Origin of the sequence: Pseudomonas mandelii (assembly GCF_006438925.1) — a bacterium.
Lineage (GTDB): Bacteria > Pseudomonadota > Gammaproteobacteria > Pseudomonadales > Pseudomonadaceae > Aquipseudomonas > Aquipseudomonas mandelii_C.
Genome location: NZ_RCZA01000013.1, coordinates 195,079 through 210,465 on the forward strand (window position 1 = coordinate 195,079; position 15,387 = coordinate 210,465).

Consider the following 15,387-nt stretch of genomic DNA (forward strand, 5'->3'; position numbering starts at 1 on the left):
TTAGTCGTCACATTCGGGGTCTTTGCAGGCCGATGCTGTGATGGGTGGGCGCTGCTCTTCGGATAACAACAGTTGTGCACCATGCACCACGACACGCTCACCGGACTCAAACCCTGTGCTTACCAGGTATCCATTGTTGTAGGGGGTTTGGTCTGCGACAGGGCGGCGGGTAAACCGGTCTTTGGCAATTTGCACATACGCCCACGGCTGTCCGCCGAACCAGAGGATGGCGGCTTCAGGTATGGAGAGACCGGTGCTCTCTGATGTGGGTAACGGTAAATAGGCAACCACTTTACTACCGACGGGGAAGGGTGCCGCCACTCGGTAAAGGTATGCGCGGCCTTCAGTCGAAGGGTCGACCTGAGGCGAGATAGAAATGAGCTGGGCTGTTTCCCTATGATGTTCGTTGGACTCAACCGCGATCAATTCAGGAGCGGTTAAATCAACTCCGAGGGGAAGAACAATGCGCAATAGCACTTCCTCGCGGCTTAACAACTTTTGCAGTAAAGGGGCGTCCTGCGCTCCGATCATGCTTGCCAGGGGCGCACCGAACTGTTGGCGTGCGTTGTTGTGTATCGACCGTATGCTGGCACCAGCAGCCTGTAACTTGGCCTTGTCTGTAATCCACGCCGCTTGCGAAGTTTGCAGTACCTTCAAAGACACACTCTGATTAGCCTTGAACAGCGCGAGGTTACGTTCATATTCCTGGCCAGAAGTCGAAGCGGCAGACTGTGCGGCTGCTGAGTCTGCTTGAGCCATTGTGTAACGGGTGCTCAGATCGTTGAGCCCTTGCACATCAAGCACGCTACCGTAAGCAAGGTGTTCCACTTGATGTTTGGACGCCGTGATCGGCTCACTTTGGATACCACTGATTGTTTGGGTTGCTTCATCCAGCGTGACGATGGTCAAACCTCCTTCGGTAGAGACCCTTGTCTGAGGGGCGGCGGCTGGAGTTGCTGGCGCGACCTGCGTGGTTTGATAGAAGAAAGAACCTAAGGCACCTAGTCCGACAGCAGCTATCACTGCGAGGGCGATCAGTAAGGTTTTCCTACGAAAAGGTGTGTTCATTTTCGAATGACCGCCTCGGTTGACTGGTCGTGCAATGGGATTCCATCGAGCGGTTGCTGAATGGCATTTTCAAGTTGGCTGATGGCTTGCTGGGTTTGAACCACTGCCTCCACGTGGGTCATTGCATCGACATTCACGGCTCGGCGTGACCGTGATAGCGCCAGTCGGTCTATCGCGCCTAAATCAAAGGAGCGTTGGTCAGCTTGAAAGGCGGCTGTTCTTGTCACCACCTGGGTGTCGATCAGCGCAAGGTTTTCCTTGGCCAGGTGATAGTGCTGTAGAGCGCTGTCGGTCTGATTGATCGCTTGGTCTTGAAGCGTTTCGACATGGATGGCGGCCTCTTTGCGATGCGCTTCGGCCTCCGCGATAGGCCCTTCATTACGGTTGAACAGGGGGAGGGTAATGCCTGCCGGTGTCACGCTGTACTTGTTCACCCCTTGGTCGAACGAGTATCCGAGCCCCAGTGACAGATTTGGATATTGCCGCGCAACTTCTAGCTGGAGAGCGGCTTGGCTCGCTTCGTACTCGGCCAGGGCGCCCAGGATGTCAGTGCGATTCAGAATGGTTTGGCGGCGGGCAGTGTTATCGGGGATCGGCGGGGTCAGGTGATCGAAATCTCTCAGATCTATCTTGATGGACTCAAGAGCCCTGAGAGGAATGCCAATAGTCTGAGCGATCAATGCTTTGGCGTCCAGCGTCAGCTTTTCACTATTAGCCAGGTCGCTACGGTCACGTTCCAGAATGATCTGCTCCTGGCTCAACTCGAACGTCGAGGCCGACCCCAACGAAAGCTGCTTCTCCAGCATGGTGACTATGTTTTGCTGGATGTCGGCTTGGCGCTCGATAATCGCGTGGTGCTGGCTGGCGGCGTAAAGGTCGAGCAACGCGCTGCGAAGACGACTCCTGATCTGCCAGGCGGTTTGACCGATATTCAGACGGGCTGCGTCTGAGAGTTGCTGCGCTTGCGCTACTCGATACCCACGTTTACCGGCCGTCTCAATTGGGATGTCGAGGGCCAGTCCGTATGTCCACGGTTTTATCGGTTGATCGGCGTATTGCAGTGGTAACGACAAGGTCGGATTGGGTCGTTGGTTCGCTGTTTCTGTCGCCGCCTCACCGCTAGCAAACCTGGCCCGTACCGCGTACAAATCGGGGCTGTAGTAGTAGGCCGCCAGCGTTAAGGTGTTCAGATCCCAGTCGTTAGTGGTTTTGGGCTGGTGTGCAGTTATGAAACGCTGAAGCTCCGTATTGGTCAGCGTCCGTTCTTCATAGGCAGCCATCATTTTCAGAGGCACCAGTGGTTGCGGCTGATAACTCGCGCAGCCAGTGAGTAGCACTACCACCGTGATAAAACACTGTTTTTGCATCCGCATTTTCTTTGAGAGCAAAGTGGCGGAGCGAGCAGGATTTCGCGAATAAAGCATTGCCTCTCCCCCTATTGATGAGTGTTGCGGCGAGTGGTTGCTGGAAAAACTCGTTGATATAGGCGCTCAAGAATGTCGAGCAGACGCTCGTCGAGATTCCTCCAAATCAGCACCTGTGGTACCAACCACGCGCTGATCAACGAGATCAGCAGCGACCCGGCAATATCGAATGGAAAATGCACGCCTAAATAGATACGCGCCCAGCCAACCGATGTTCCTAGCATCAAAATCAGCACACCAAGTTTGTGCCGCGATGCCAGTATCAGAGCCATGGCTAACGTGAACATCACAGTGGCGTGATCGCTGGGAAAAGACGATTCCGGGGCGTGTTCGAGGAAGTTTTGTCCTAGCCCCAGCATGAAGGGACGCGGATGAAACCAAAGGCTACTGATCAGCAGATTGCATCCAAGCGCGAACGCGATGCTCAGCGTGGCGGTCACTGCAGCGGCTCGATGGTGGCGTGTGCCTTTGAGCCACAATCCGATTAGTAATAGCGGTACGCCTGCGATGAGCCACTGCGCCAGAAAAGTCGCCAGTAGTCGCGTTTCCGCCGAGGAGTGCACGCTGGCGTTGATAGCCAAAAACAGAGTGCGATTGAGTTCTTCCATGAGGAGACCTCGTCAGGTGATTAGGAAGCCCCACGTTGTGATCACGGTGCGAGCGCACCATAGTGGTTGCTTCCTTAAGTCCACCTTAAGTCTGACGCTGGCAGTCTCATCGTCTTTGTTGGCCCGAGAGGTCGCGGGTTAAGAATGCTGAGAGGCCGAGTGGGGTCAGAATCATCTATGGCCTTGGCACCATATGCGCGCAGGCAAGACTTCGGCACACTGAGCGTTACTCCAGCGAAGCGCTGACTGATGTGAGGAGAGGGATCAGGTGATGCGGATTTTACTTGCAGAAGATGACCCGATGATCGGCAGCGGCTTGCAAAAAGGCTTGCGTCAGGAAGGGTATACGGTGGATTGGGTCGCGGACGGCAAGGCCGCCGTCCTCGCTTTGGAGACCACCCCGTATGCGCTGCTGCTACTCGACCTGGGACTTCCGCGCCAGGATGGCATGGAGGTACTCAAGGTTCTGCGCCAACACGACGAGACCTTACCGGTAATCATAATCACCGCCCGCGACTCGCTACCTGATCGGGTGGCTGGCCTTGATCACGGTGCTGACGATTATTTGGTTAAACCGTTTGCCATCGAGGAATTGGTGGCACGGATCCGAGCTGTCAGCCGCCGTCAATCAGGGCGTGTTCAGACCGAGCTTCGGGGAGGCCCATTGCGCCTTGATCCGGTACGACACCTGCTGTGGTTGCGCAATGAACCTGTCAGCCTGTCGGCCAAAGAATACGCATTACTACATGAGCTAATGAAAGAGCCGGATGCGGTGATCTCCCGTGAGCAGCTAGAGGATCGCCTGTACGGCTGGGGCGATGAAGTGGGCAGCAATGCGGTGGAAGTTCACATTCATAATCTTCGTAAAAAGCTCGGGGCCGAGGTCATTCGCACTGTTCGAGGTGTCGGTTATCACATTGGAGAAGACGCATGAGTTCACTCCGCCGGCGTCTGCTGTTATGGCTGCTGCCAGCCACTTTTCTGGCTGGGCTGCTGGCAAGTGTTGGTACCTATTGGGGGGCCGTCCTTGAACTGGATGATTTGCTCAATGAGCAAATGCGTTACATCGCAGAACATATCAGTGTGGATCCTGGTGAGCGCATTGCACTGACGGATACGAGGGATAAACCCAGTCCACTGCGTGATGATAATGCTGACGAAGTGCTGCTTCAGGTTTGGAATGCAGGAGTCTTGAGCTTTACGACCGACTCGGCCCTGATACTCCCGCCACCGATGCAAACTGGACTGAGTGATGTTCAGGTCGGGGATCAAACGTGGCACACATTCGTCAGCCAGCGAGGCGACAAGGTTTTCCGCGTAGCCCAAGCGCAAAATAAACGCTGGGAAGAGCTGGCCGGTTTAGCCGTGCACTTGCTGTGGCCAGTAGTGTCACTGATTCCCTTTCTGGCCCTGTTTTTGTGGTTTGGTATCAGCTACGGACTGAAGCCACTGAAAACAGTGGCGACAGAACTTTCGGAGCGCAACGTGAATAGTCTGCAGCCTATCGCTTCGAAAGAATTGCCTAGCGAAGTCAAACCTCTGGTCGATGCCCTTAACGATTTGCTGGGACGGCTGGCGAATGCCTTCACCATGCAAAAACACTTCATCGCTGATGCCGCGCACGAGCTACGAACACCCGTGGCGGCACTGAGCATTCAAGTAGAGCTGGCGCAGCGTGCCACTCAAGATGCAGAACGGGCGGTATCGCTGTCAGAGGTACAGGCGGGTGTCACACGGCTTACTCATCTCACACAACAGTTGTTAACCTTGGCTCGTTTGGAGCCTGACGCGCAATCATCAGTCATGCAGAGCGTCGACTTATCCGCTCTCTGCAAGTCCGTGATCAGTGATCAGGTTCGTAGGGCCGAAGCCTCAGGGATTGATCTTGGGTTGGCCGAGCATGCGGCTTCAAGCATTTCAGGAGATCCCGAAACGCTACGTATTCTGCTCAATAACCTGGTGGAAAACGCCATTCGTTATGCGGGGGCTCATGCAAAGGTTGACTTGGCAGTTCGCGATACTGAGCAAGGGGTCGTGCTTGAGGTCTGCGATAACGGCTCAGGAATAAATGCGGCAGAGCGTGAACGGGTGCTTGAGCGATTCTATCGAGGCAACAATCAAACAGGCCCCGGTAGCGGACTGGGGCTTTCAATTGTTAAAACGATTGCAGAGCAGCACGGGGCCCAGGTCTTACTTGATGCAGCCCCAAATGGCGTGGGGCTGCGGGTACAGATCATGTTCCCTACTAAATTGTGGAAACTTACAGAGCAGGAAAATACTCCATAACAAGACTCTATGCGATTGCTGATTCCAGGCTAAAGCAACTGATGACTATCAGACTCTTGCGGGGTTGGTCATGAGCTTGCTGGATCGTCTGCCGATCATTGGAGACAAGCTCAATTGGCAGGAATGGAGCATGACCGTTGTTGAGGTCGAAGAGCGCCGGGGTGACAAGGGTGTTGTTGCGTAAAGAGTAAATGTAGAAAGCGAGGCCGCATTTGCGGCCTCGTTTGTTTAAAGCATTAACCGCTTTTGGCGATCCGGAAACTCAACCGCACCTGGGTTCCCTCGTCTTCACGGCTGCACACACTGACCCACCAAAGCGTTCCATTATGCGCTTGACCATGACCAGCCCTACACCGAGCCCACCTTGCTTGTTCGTTGAAAAAGGTTGGAACAGCCTCTGTTTCTGTTTCTGTTTTGGCGTAAGCGGGCGGTGAACCCATCTTGCTTTTTATCATCGTGAGTTCGCAGCTCCAGAGGTAGCCAAAGTAGTGCCTTCATCAGTCGCGACAAAATGTGAGTGATCGACCTGGGCACGCTGGGTGAGATGTAGAAACAAAAAAGGCCGCAAATGCGGCCTTGTTTTATTCAGGGTGTTACTCGTGTGAATGGCCGTGCTCAGCGCTTTCTGAGGTCGCGCCTTTTTCACCGCCGCCGCATGCCGTTATCAGGCCAAGGAAGCAGGTCAGGAGCATTGATCGAATCAGCGTTGCTGGGGCTTTCATGGGAAGACTCTTCAAAAAATGGATGAAATAAATGGTCTGTGGTCAGGCCGAGCGCCGCATTTCGGCAGTAGAACAGCCATCGCCGCTTTGAATTACTGTTTTACGCTCAAGTAATCGCCGGCCGTTTTCAGTGAGATGGTCACGTCATTGTTGCTGCGATTACGCCAAAACCAACCATGGGTGCCGTCAAAAATGGCGGTGAATTCACCTTTATCACTTTTGACCTGCTTGCCCTTGTTGTAGCTGTGGAAGTAACCCTTTTCACCGTTGTAGGGCTCGCCATGTGTGTCGTAGTTCACTGGCCCACCAACCGCTGTCCATTCATAGCTGACAGTCTTGTTCTTTAGCACTTCCAGTTTGATTTCTGCCCCTTCACTTGGTCTGAGCGTGACGGTCATTTGATTCGTCCTCAATGCAGGGTCAGGTGTCGCCACTGGCTGAGCAGCAGGTTTCGCAGCAGGTTCGACTCGCGCAACTCGGGGAGCTGGAGCTGCCGGTTGCGGTGGCATGGTATCCGCCAACGCCTCCTGGGCAAGGGTGATCTTCAGTTCGCCCATCTGGGTCAGGCCCAGTGCGCGGCCTACACCAGTTGGATCAATGGCGTATTCCGATGGCATGACCACGGTCACCAGCAGGCCGACAGCAGTCAGTAGTGCAATTACAGTCGAACGCACCAGTTTGCGAGTGCTGGGTAATTCATTAACAGTTGGAAGCGGAGTATTGAACATAGTCAGAATTCCTTACGCGGAGACAAACAGGCCGGTGAACTGGTAGCCCATCAGCAGGAAACCGGCACTCATCATGGCGACGTTGGCGGTATAGGCGTGGCGCCAGAAACTGCCGGTGCGCCGCCAATACCCCATCAAAATGAGAATTGCGCTAAGGGCCAACAATTGGCCGATCTCAACACCAACGTTGAAGGCGATCAGGTTCGGAATCAGTCCATCAGGAGAGATCTCGTACTCCTGAATCTTCGTCGCCAGGCCGAAACCGTGGAACAGGCCGAATATCAGCGTGGCCACCTTGGTGTTGGGTTGGAAACCGAACCAGCGCTGGAATGCACCCAGGTTATCGAGCGCCTTGTACACCACTGAGAAGCCGATGATGGCGTCGATGATGTACGAGCTGATGCTGACCTCTGTAAGTACGCCAAGCAGCAGCGTGACCGAGTGGCCTACAGCGAACAGCGTGACGTAGAGCCCCACGTCTTTCAGGCGGTAGAGAAAGAAGATCACCCCGAACAGAAACAGCAGGTGGTCGTAGCCCGTCATCATGTGCTTGGCGCCCATGTAGATGAAGGGCAGCAACATGACGCCAGAACTTTCCTGGATGAAACCCTTGTCACCTTCCGCGACGGCATGAGCCATCGCCTCGGGCATCCCGAGGAAAAGTGCAGCGACAAGTAAAAACAACAGCAATAGCGGGCGGTGCGATGGCGCAGTGAATGCGACAACGCCGCTCATTGAATGCGAATGCATAGATCAATCCTACGTTGCAGGGATCAAAGGCCGCAGTGCGGCGATGGTCAGGATGCGAACGAAGGACGGGGTGGGCGCTCGATCAAGAAAATCGGCGGGCGAGGAACGGAATATCGGCGTGCATCAACTCGTATTGACAGCTTCGGTTGTGCAGCCAATCTCAACGCGGACGTGAGCTGTGGCGTTTCGTGCTGATGGTCAGGAGTGAGCGGCGAGTGGTAGTGATCCGAGTAGCTCGCGCTCGACATCTCTGCATGCTGCTCATGGGGGTGATAGCCGTCTTGCGTGATCTCCCAGGCAGGCGATTTTGTCGTTACCGACAACGTATAGGTATGCCCGGCCCAGGCCACAAACATGGCGAGAACAAGTGCGAATACCACTGTCGTTGTCAGGGATCTGCTAAGCATAGTGTCCGGAGTTTCTAACTCGTTCGTTGTGGCCGCGATACGTTTGACCATATCCCCCCAGGGGGGATAGGATGCCAGCGTAATTCATTGAGGCCTGAGGCTCAAGTCATGAGTGAGCACGAACACGAACACGAACACAGCCACACCCACCAAAGTCACGAGGCGATCATTAAACGCCTCAAACGGGCGGACGGCCATTTACGCGGCATCATCACCATGATCGAAGAGGGTCGTCAGTGCGTGGACATTGCTCAGCAGTTGCATGCAGTTGAGAAAGCCGTATGTCAGGCAAAACGAACGCTCATCCAAGATCACATTGATCACTGCCTCGAGGACACCGTTTCGGCCCTGAACAATGGCGAGCGTGCCCCGCTAGAAGCGTTCAAACAAATCACCAAGTACCTCTAGGTCTGATATGCCCAACTTCGCTGAACTCTTGCAACAGGGTGGTTCGCACGCCTGGCTGTACTTCCCGAGCGCCATTCTGCTCGGTGCTTTGCATGGGCTTGAACCGGGCCATTCAAAAACCATGATGGCGGCCTTTATCGTGGCCATCCGTGGCTCGGTCAAACAAGCTGTTTTGTTGGGACTGGCCGCGACGCTGTCGCACACCGCTGTGGTCTGGTTAGTCGCCATCGGTGGCATGTACCTGGGCAAAGGCCTGGACGCTCAAACCACTGAGCCATACTTCCAGCTGGCATCCTCCGCCCTGATCATCGTAATTGCGCTATGGATGCTGTGGCGTACCTGGCACGGTGAGCAGATGTTCAAGTTCGAGCAAGGTGATGATCACCACCATGGCGAGCATGACCACGGCCATCATGATGAGACCCACCGAATCGATACTGGCCATGGCCGTGTTGAGCTGTCGATCTTCGAAGACGGCATGCCACCGCACTGGCGCCTGAAGACATTGACCGGGCACGCTTGGGCAGCCTCAGATGTTCGTCTGATGACTACTCGTCCGGACGGCAGCACCCAGTCGTTCACCTTCGTCGAGCGCGAGGGCTTCCTGGAGTCGGCAGTCGATATCCCCGAGCCTCATGAGTTCAGTGCTCGCTTGAGTCTTGGGCACGCGGGGCACTCCCATGATTATGACTTGGAATACCAGGAGCATGATCACGGCCACGCGCATTCCCAACTGGAAGGGTTGGAACTGTCGATTGATGGGTATCAGGATGCACATGAGCGTGCGCATGCCAACGATATCCGTAAACGCTTCACTAACCGCGAAGTCACCACCGGCCAAATCGTCATGTTCGGTCTGACTGGTGGTTTGATTCCTTGTCCGGCTGCCATCACCGTTCTCTTGCTATGTCTCCAGGTCAAAGAGGTCGCCTTGGGTGGCGTGCTAGTCCTGTGTTTTAGCGTTGGTCTGGCACTCACACTGGTAACCGTCGGTGCTGCAGCCGCTATTGGTGCCAAGCAGGCTTCCAACCGTTGGCCATGGCTGGGTACCGTTGCGCGTCGTGCGCCCTACCTGTCCAGTGTCCTGATCATCGGTGTTGGTCTGTACGTGGGCTTTCATGGCTGGATCAGCCTGAACGCATAAGGCGACGCCCGGGTGTTTGAGATCACCAGTTACGTTGGTCTTTTTCTGGCGGCATTCGGTGCCGCCACGCTGCTCCCGATGCAGTCTGAAGCGGTGCTGGTTGGAATGTTACTTTCCGATCAGTACGTCACTTCATCGCTCTTGGCGGTCGCCACATTCGGCAACGTGCTCGGTTCTGCACTGAACTGGATTCTCGGTCGCTCTATTGAGCGATTTCGCCACAAGCGATGGTTCCCGGTGAGCGCGAAAAAGCTCGAAAAAGCCCAGCAGTCCTATCTGCGCTATGGGCGCTGGTCATTATTGCTGAGTTGGGTGCCCATCGTTGGTGACCCTCTGACGGTCGTCGCTGGAGTCATGCGCGAGCCACTCTGGAGTTTCCTGCTGATTGTCACCCTGGCCAAAGGCCTACGCTATCTAGTGCTGACCGCAGTCACGTTGGGGTGGGCATGATGACTGCTCATACGAACCAGCATTCCTTACTCAACAGCCGAAGCAGTAGCCTGGATCTGATCAAGTGGTTGGCGATGCTGACCATGTTTATCGATCACTTACGTTTGGTGTGGCCGGAGTTCAGCAACCTGTTCATTCCAGGGAGACTTTCGTTTCCGCTGTTTTGTGTCGCCATTGCGGCCAACGTGGCGCGCTCCAAACCGGGCGAGTGGCTAACGGCGGCGAACGCTCGATACCTTGCGTTGATGCTGTTATTTGCCGCCATTTCAGAAGTGCCTTATCGCTATATCAGCACCTCGGGATCATTCAAAGTATTGGTGACCCTCGCATTGGGGCTGGTGATTGCCTGGGGGTGGCAACATCGCACTCTGTTGAGCTGCGCTATGGCGTTGATGTCCGCAGCAATTGCCTACGTGCTGGATGATCCACTGATGTACGGTTTCTGCGGTGCACTCGCACCAGCGGCTGTCCTCGTAGCAATCAAGAGACCTGGTGTTCTTTGGTTGCTGCCAGCGGCACTATGCCTCTGGAGCAATAGCCGCAGTAGCATCGTAACCAGGGCGTTGGACTTGGATGTGTATTCACTGCTGGCCTTGAGCACTGCGTTCGCCGCTCCCCTGATCGGACTCTGGCTTCTGCGTCAGACCTTCACCTTTAGAGTCTTGCCGGTCGGGCAATGGGCCTACTGGTTCTATCCGGGGCACCTTGCTGCTTTGCAAGCTCTGCGGCTTCTGATCTGAGGGATGTCAACTCAGATAGGTAGGAGACTGGTGCTTATAGCTAGTTGCGGGAAGAAGTTATTCGTTCTGCTGAGCGCTTCACGCAGCATCGGCTGCTGAATGTCGCTTAACCCCTGCAGACCATATGTCATCGGTTAGTCAGTGAGCGGATACTGCATCCAGGCTATTTTCGAGGGCTGGTAATAATCGGTGCTAGAAATTACATTGAGCGACAGAACTATAAGTAAGCGAGAAATACTCGCCAACGCCGACAGGGGCTAGAAAAGATGGACGCATACCAGCGCCGCCGACGCATCCAATTCTGGTTGGGCTCATTCCCAGTGTTAGTAGGCTTTACCATTCTAGTTCTCGCCTTGATTCTGTCTGGCGGAGGGGCCACGTTAAGCCCTCAAGAACTTGATGGCTTAAGCTTGGGTCAGCAAACGAAGTCGGCCCCTCAAATGACCAACCATAAAGCAGCTGCAATTCTGGCGGTGTCTCAATAACCAAGCGTACCGATGCTGCAGATGTAGCAGCTGAGCCATGCGCATGCCTGGAAAACTCATCGCACGGGTATTAACCCACTTACCTTGATGGCAGTCCTAGCGGCCTTTGAGCTCATGAACTGCAACAACGCTGCAGCCTCCTTTTGCTGTCCGCCACCAGTAGAGATGGCCGCAGAATACATCGTCATTTTCTGCACCTGATCTGGAATAAGCCCGATCACATCAATACCTTCCGTATGCATCAATTCACTCAGTTGTTGGAAGCCTATCTCTGCTTCGCCACGAGCGACTGCTTCTCCGACGGGTTCGACGGAAATCGTCCGTGTCTTGATCCTCAAGCTTTCTGAAATGTGCATTTGAGGGAAGAGAATGCGGGACAGGTATGTTCCGCTGGGCGTATCCGATAGAGCCAGGGACTTGGCACTGAGTAGCGTTTTTTTGAAGGCTTTCATGTTGCCTATATCGGGCTTTCTTGCACCTTTTTGGACGGCCATGGCAATGAACGACTTGCCAAGATCAATTCGACTCGTTTTTTGCAGCTGCCCCTGATCGATCAGATTTCGAAGCTCCCAATCCTCCATGATTACGACATCTGCTTTTTCACCGCGCAAGAGCCGATTAGTGATTGCAATTGGGGTATTCCCGGTAGGTGGAGACTCTTTGATGACCAGGCTGAATCCCGTCTCTTTTTCATAAACGGGAGCTAAGGATTGAATCGCCGCGATGAAGCCTCCAGACACAAATAGGGTAAGCGTTTTGGTAGAGGTCGCATCCTGTGCCTCGATGCCATCTGCCAAGAACAACAAGCAGGCCAATGCGAGCCTCAGTAAGGTCTTCGTCATGACGGAGTATCCTGAATCCAGCGTAGAAATGAGGTTTAGCAGTGGAGGCGCGAAAAAATAGTCACATTTCAAGCAATGTCGAAATTAAGGAGGGTTAAGAAAAATTTAGTTTACCGTCCGATGCACCCTACCTAGGCTGCATCCATCTTGAGATCTACGGCGCTTGGAGCCTGCTTGAGTCTTAGGTTTGCAATCGTTGTGTGGAGTAAAAAATGAATCGCGCGCTAGTAATAGAGGACGATGAGGTTACAGCCAAGGCTATTGTTAACACGCTTACCTCTCATGGATTCGATGTTCAGTGGGCGGCTAACGGTCGTGATGGATTGTCAGCGGCTATTTCTGGCGACCATGACGTGATAACGCTTGACCGAATGCTGCCTGATTTTGATGGTTTGACGATAGTCAGCACGTTGAGAAGCCTCGGTATTCTGAAGCCAGTCTTGATGATCAGCGCATTGTCTGATGTCGATGAGCGGGTGAAAGGGCTTCGTTCGGGCGGCGATGACTACCTGACCAAACCGTTCTCTACGGTTGAAATGATCGCCAGGGTGGAGGTGCTGCTGAGGCGCCCAACCGCAGGTGAAAGTGAGCGTCATTTGAGCTTTGGCAACCTCCATATCGATCTCATTGAACACTCACTCAGTCGTTCGAATGTGCACATTCCGCTTCTCCCAACCGAATTCAAACTGCTCACTTATTTCATGCGCAACGCGGGTCAATTGGTCACTAGAACCATGCTTTTTCAGGCGGTTTGGGGATATCACTTCGATCCTGGCACGAACATTATTGATGTTCATATCGGTCGGCTGCGGAAAAAAATCGAGGGGAGCGGTTCCCCTGTCATTCAAACAATTCGCGGTTCTGGTTATGTACTTGCTTCCCAGGAGTGAGCGCTGGCGTTCTTCCAATAGTCGCCTTCTCGGGCTTTACGCCTTGTTTTTTATCGCTTGGGGAGCCGTTTTTACGGGGGTGCTTTATTGGAAAATCTCAACCTATCTCGGGGCTGTTGCCGAGCGGACATTGATGCAACGCGCCCACTATTATCAAAAAATCGATGATGCCAGTCTGGAGGGTGAACTGGCTGCCAGTGAGGTGTATTCGACTTCGGGGATCGACGCCTACGGTTTGTTCAAAGCTGACGGCACCCATATCGCCGGTGACCTTCTCCGGTTACGAGCAAGTCTCCCTGATGATGGCCAGGTACATTATCTGGAGCGAGGATTGAGCATCGCATTGCCACGCGAGCAAACCCGAAGCAGCCATGCGTTAATGCAACATCGGCGTGATGGTCGAATTTTGATCCTGTCGCGTGATGGGGGGTCTATTTCCGCAGTCGGCGGCATCATTGAGCAGGCATTATTTTGGGGGTTTTCTCTTACCCTGATTCCTGGGTTGATAGGTTGGTGGCTCTTGAGGCGAAGGCCCTTACGCAGGGTACAGCGACTTCAAAGCTGCACCGAGAGTATCGTCTCGGGCAACCTCGGCGAACGTCTGCCGCTTTCTTCACGCCTTGATGAACTCGACATGTTGGCCAATGCCGTCAATGTCATGCTTGAGCATATAGAACAGCTTATGCACGAGGTTAAAGGTGCTTGTGATGGTATCGCGCACGATCTGCGCACTCCCTTGACCCGTCTGCGTGCCCACCTTTACCAGCTGCAGCAGTTGCCCCTTGATAGCTCCCACGCAGAGACCTTGGACATGGCTTTTGAACGAGCCCCATGAAAGACAGGACACCGTTTCCCCCTTACGATAAGGGATAGGCAAACGGTTATGTTTATGACTAACAGCAACGATAAGAGTGGGGAGCTTTTGGGCCAGGAGCGGCGGCGCCGCTGGAGCCCAGAGCAAAAACTGGCCATGGTTCGCGAGAGCCTTGAGCCAGGGCAAAGCGTTTCGGTGGTGGCTCGGCGTAACGGCATCAATGCCAACCAGTTGTTCCTGTGGCGCAAGCTGTACCAGGACGGCAGCCTGTCGGCGGTCAGTGCTGGCGAGGCCGTGGTGCCTNTGAACGAGCCCCATGAAAGACAGGACACCGTTTCCCCCTTACGATAAGGGATAGGCAAACGGTTATGTTTATGACTAACAGCAACGATAAGAGTGGGGAGCTTTTGGGCCAGGAGCGGCGGCGCCGCTGGAGCCCAGAGCAAAAACTGGCCATGGTTCGCGAGAGCCTTGAGCCAGGGCAAAGCGTTTCGGTGGTGGCTCGGCGTAACGGCATCAATGCCAACCAGTTGTTCCTGTGGCGCAAGCTGTACCAGGACGGCAGCCTGTCGGCGGTCAGTGCTGGCGAGGCCGTGGTGCCTGCTTCCGAGCTGAGCGATGCGCTCAAGCAGATCCGTGAACTGCAACGGATGCTGGGCAAGAAAACGATGGAAGCAGAAATCCTCAAAGAGGCCGTGGAGATCGCCCGGTCGCGAAAATGGATTGCGCACTCACCCTTGTTGCCGGGGGACGACCAGTGAAGCTGGTCAGCGAATGTCTCGGTGTGGCGCGCTCGCAATTAACGGTTCGAATCAAGCAATCGGTATCGCCCAAAGTACGGCGCCGCAGGCCTGTGGACGATGCTGATCTGGTGGTTGAAATCCAGCAACAGGTCAGCGAACTGCCCAGCTATGGATACCGTCGCGTCTGGGGACTGCTGCGTCGTGCACGTGAAAAGCGGTCGCTGCCCGCGATCAACGTGAAACGGGTTTACCGGGTCATGCGTGATCACAATCTGCTGCTTGAACGCCGGATCAAACAGCCCGGCGTGCCGCGTCGGCACGAAGGCCGTATTGCCGTGAAAACCAGCGATACGCGTTGGTGCTCGGACGGCTTTGAGTTCCGCTGCGAGGACGGCGCCAAACTGAGCGTAACCTTCGCCCTGGACTGCTGTGATCGCGAAGCCATCGGCTGGGTCGCCAGCCCGACCGGGTACAGCGGCGATGATATCCGCGACTTGATGCTGGAAAGCGTGGAGAAGCGCTTCGGTGATCAACTGCCTGCCACGCCGGTGCAATGGCTAAGCGACAACGGCTCGGCGTACACCGCCGAACAGACGCGCCTGTTTGCTCGACAGATCGGTTTGCAGCCGGTGACCACACCTGTGCGCAGCCCGCAGAGCAATGGCATGGCCGAGAGTTTCGTGAAGACGATCAAGCGTGACTACGTGGCGCACATGCCCAAGCCGGATCGAGAAACGGCGTTGCGTAACCTGGCAATTGCCTTCGAACACTACAACGAGCAGCATCCGCACAGCGCCTTGAACTATCGCTCACCGAGGGAGTTCAGGCGCTTAGCGGCAGCATCAATTTAACAGGGAGTTGGTGTCCGGTTTTGTAGG

At 54.7% G+C, this 15,387-nt stretch carries 15 protein-coding genes and 3 pseudogenes; 11 read left to right on the forward strand and 7 right to left on the reverse strand.

The annotated features are described in order from the left end of the window. The 3 genes from EAH74_RS26835 to EAH74_RS26845 are packed head-to-tail and all read right to left on the reverse strand — an operon-like array spanning position 1 to position 3,100. Positions 1-1,068 (reverse strand): efflux RND transporter periplasmic adaptor subunit, encoded by a 1,068-nt coding sequence (locus EAH74_RS26835; RefSeq protein WP_140682371.1) that lies wholly within the window; start codon positions 1,066-1,068, stop codon positions 1-3. Beyond that, the gene (locus tag EAH74_RS26840) at positions 1,065-2,492 is read right to left on the reverse strand and encodes a TolC family protein (RefSeq protein ID WP_140682373.1); all 1,428 of its coding nucleotides are present in this window, start codon (positions 2,490-2,492) and stop codon (positions 1,065-1,067) included. Before EAH74_RS26840 ends, EAH74_RS26835 begins: the two co-directional genes overlap by 4 nt. A gap of 11 nt (positions 2,493-2,503) precedes the next feature. Then, positions 2,504-3,100, reverse strand: coding sequence for an undecaprenyl-diphosphatase (locus tag EAH74_RS26845; protein ID WP_140682375.1), 597 nt, complete (start codon positions 3,098-3,100; stop codon positions 2,504-2,506). 271 nt (positions 3,101-3,371) lie between these two features. Between EAH74_RS26845 and EAH74_RS26850 the strand changes: the two genes are divergently transcribed. From EAH74_RS26850 to EAH74_RS26860, 3 genes and pseudogenes are all read left to right on the forward strand, one after another. Beyond that, positions 3,372-4,034, forward strand: a complete 663-nt coding sequence (locus EAH74_RS26850; RefSeq protein ID WP_140682377.1) for a response regulator — start codon at positions 3,372-3,374, stop codon at positions 4,032-4,034. Then, complete coding sequence (locus EAH74_RS26855; protein WP_140682379.1) at positions 4,031-5,386, forward strand: ATP-binding protein; 1,356 nt, start codon at positions 4,031-4,033, stop codon at positions 5,384-5,386. Before EAH74_RS26850 ends, EAH74_RS26855 begins: the two co-directional genes overlap by 4 nt. Before the next feature lie 22 nt (positions 5,387-5,408). Beyond that, positions 5,409-5,577: pseudogene (locus EAH74_RS26860) on the forward strand (transporter associated domain-containing protein); the annotation flags it as partial. Between the two features lie 45 nt (positions 5,578-5,622). On the opposite strand, the pseudogene EAH74_RS26865 reads toward EAH74_RS26860, so the two are convergent. From EAH74_RS26865 to EAH74_RS26875, 3 genes and pseudogenes are all read right to left on the reverse strand, one after another. After that, a pseudogene (locus EAH74_RS26865) lies at positions 5,623-5,777 on the reverse strand (ATP-binding protein); the annotation flags it as partial. Positions 5,778-6,200: 423 nt separating this feature from the next. Beyond that, entirely contained in the window at positions 6,201-6,836 is a 636-nt protein-coding gene (locus EAH74_RS26870; RefSeq protein WP_140682383.1) for a transmembrane anchor protein, read from the reverse strand. A gap of 12 nt (positions 6,837-6,848) precedes the next feature. Beyond that, positions 6,849-7,586 carry a HupE/UreJ family protein gene (locus tag EAH74_RS26875; protein ID WP_140682385.1) on the reverse strand — a complete coding sequence of 246 codons (738 nt, stop codon included), beginning with the start codon at positions 7,584-7,586 and terminating at the stop codon, positions 6,849-6,851. Between the two features lie 515 nt (positions 7,587-8,101). Between EAH74_RS26875 and EAH74_RS26885 the strand changes: the two genes are divergently transcribed. The 4 genes from EAH74_RS26885 to EAH74_RS26900 are packed head-to-tail and all read left to right on the forward strand — an operon-like array spanning position 8,102 to position 10,735. Then, positions 8,102-8,401 (forward strand): metal-sensing transcriptional repressor, encoded by a 300-nt coding sequence (locus EAH74_RS26885; protein ID WP_140682388.1) that lies wholly within the window; start codon positions 8,102-8,104, stop codon positions 8,399-8,401. Positions 8,402-8,408: 7 nt separating this feature from the next. Further along, positions 8,409-9,545, forward strand: a complete 1,137-nt coding sequence (locus EAH74_RS26890) for a nickel/cobalt efflux protein RcnA (protein ID WP_140682391.1) — start codon at positions 8,409-8,411, stop codon at positions 9,543-9,545. 12 nt (positions 9,546-9,557) lie between these two features. Continuing rightward, positions 9,558-9,995 (forward strand): YqaA family protein, encoded by a 438-nt coding sequence (locus tag EAH74_RS26895; RefSeq protein ID WP_140682394.1) that lies wholly within the window; start codon positions 9,558-9,560, stop codon positions 9,993-9,995. Beyond that, on the forward strand, positions 9,992-10,735 hold the full coding sequence (locus EAH74_RS26900) for a TraX family protein (RefSeq protein ID WP_140682397.1): 744 nt from the start codon (positions 9,992-9,994) through the stop codon (positions 10,733-10,735). The genes EAH74_RS26895 and EAH74_RS26900 overlap by 4 nt, the downstream gene beginning before the upstream one ends. 541 nt (positions 10,736-11,276) lie before the next feature. Here EAH74_RS26900 and EAH74_RS26910 read toward each other — a convergent pair. Then, positions 11,277-12,062: a substrate-binding domain-containing protein gene (locus tag EAH74_RS26910; protein ID WP_140682403.1), complete on the reverse strand. Its 786-nt coding sequence runs from the start codon at positions 12,060-12,062 to the stop codon at positions 11,277-11,279. Between the two features lie 212 nt (positions 12,063-12,274). Between EAH74_RS26910 and EAH74_RS26915 the strand changes: the two genes are divergently transcribed. The 4 genes and pseudogenes from EAH74_RS26915 to EAH74_RS26930 all read left to right on the forward strand — a co-directional run bounded on the left by EAH74_RS26915 (position 12,275) and on the right by EAH74_RS26930 (position 15,360). Then, on the forward strand, positions 12,275-12,952 hold the full coding sequence (locus tag EAH74_RS26915) for a response regulator transcription factor (RefSeq protein WP_140682405.1): 678 nt from the start codon (positions 12,275-12,277) through the stop codon (positions 12,950-12,952). Then, positions 12,930-13,787 (forward strand): HAMP domain-containing protein, encoded by an 858-nt coding sequence (locus EAH74_RS26920; protein ID WP_240050567.1) that lies wholly within the window; start codon positions 12,930-12,932, stop codon positions 13,785-13,787. Before EAH74_RS26915 ends, EAH74_RS26920 begins: the two co-directional genes overlap by 23 nt. Before the next feature lie 54 nt (positions 13,788-13,841). Next, positions 13,842-14,114 (forward strand): annotated as a pseudogene (locus EAH74_RS26925) (transposase); the annotation flags it as partial. A gap of 26 nt (positions 14,115-14,140) precedes the next feature. After that, positions 14,141-15,360 (forward strand): IS3 family transposase gene (locus EAH74_RS26930; RefSeq protein WP_430539799.1). Its coding sequence is split into 2 segments (ribosomal slippage): positions 14,141-14,480 and positions 14,480-15,360, totalling 1,221 coding nucleotides; the frame shifts between segments, so codons are not numbered across the junction. Positions 15,361-15,387: the final 27 nt, after the last annotated feature.

Coding starts and splice junctions, on each gene's coding strand:
- EAH74_RS26840 (WP_140682373.1), bottom strand. CDS start 2,492: ATGCTTTATTCGCGAAATCCTGCTCGCTCCGCCACTTTGCTCTCAAAG.
- EAH74_RS26835 (WP_140682371.1), bottom strand. CDS start 1,068: ATGAACACACCTTTTCGTAGGAAAACCTTACTGATCGCCCTCGCAGTG.
- EAH74_RS26870 (WP_140682383.1), bottom strand. CDS start 6,836: ATGTTCAATACTCCGCTTCCAACTGTTAATGAATTACCCAGCACTCGC.
- EAH74_RS26920 (WP_240050567.1), top strand. CDS start 12,930: ATGTACTTGCTTCCCAGGAGTGAGCGCTGGCGTTCTTCCAATAGTCGC.
- EAH74_RS26845 (WP_140682375.1), bottom strand. CDS start 3,100: ATGGAAGAACTCAATCGCACTCTGTTTTTGGCTATCAACGCCAGCGTG.
- EAH74_RS26875 (WP_140682385.1), bottom strand. CDS start 7,586: ATGCATTCGCATTCAATGAGCGGCGTTGTCGCATTCACTGCGCCATCG.
- EAH74_RS26855 (WP_140682379.1), top strand. CDS start 4,031: ATGAGTTCACTCCGCCGGCGTCTGCTGTTATGGCTGCTGCCAGCCACT.
- EAH74_RS26910 (WP_140682403.1), bottom strand. CDS start 12,062: ATGACGAAGACCTTACTGAGGCTCGCATTGGCCTGCTTGTTGTTCTTG.
- EAH74_RS26885 (WP_140682388.1), top strand. CDS start 8,102: ATGAGTGAGCACGAACACGAACACGAACACAGCCACACCCACCAAAGT.
- EAH74_RS26915 (WP_140682405.1), top strand. CDS start 12,275: ATGAATCGCGCGCTAGTAATAGAGGACGATGAGGTTACAGCCAAGGCT.
- EAH74_RS26900 (WP_140682397.1), top strand. CDS start 9,992: ATGATGACTGCTCATACGAACCAGCATTCCTTACTCAACAGCCGAAGC.
- EAH74_RS26850 (WP_140682377.1), top strand. CDS start 3,372: ATGCGGATTTTACTTGCAGAAGATGACCCGATGATCGGCAGCGGCTTG.
- EAH74_RS26890 (WP_140682391.1), top strand. CDS start 8,409: ATGCCCAACTTCGCTGAACTCTTGCAACAGGGTGGTTCGCACGCCTGG.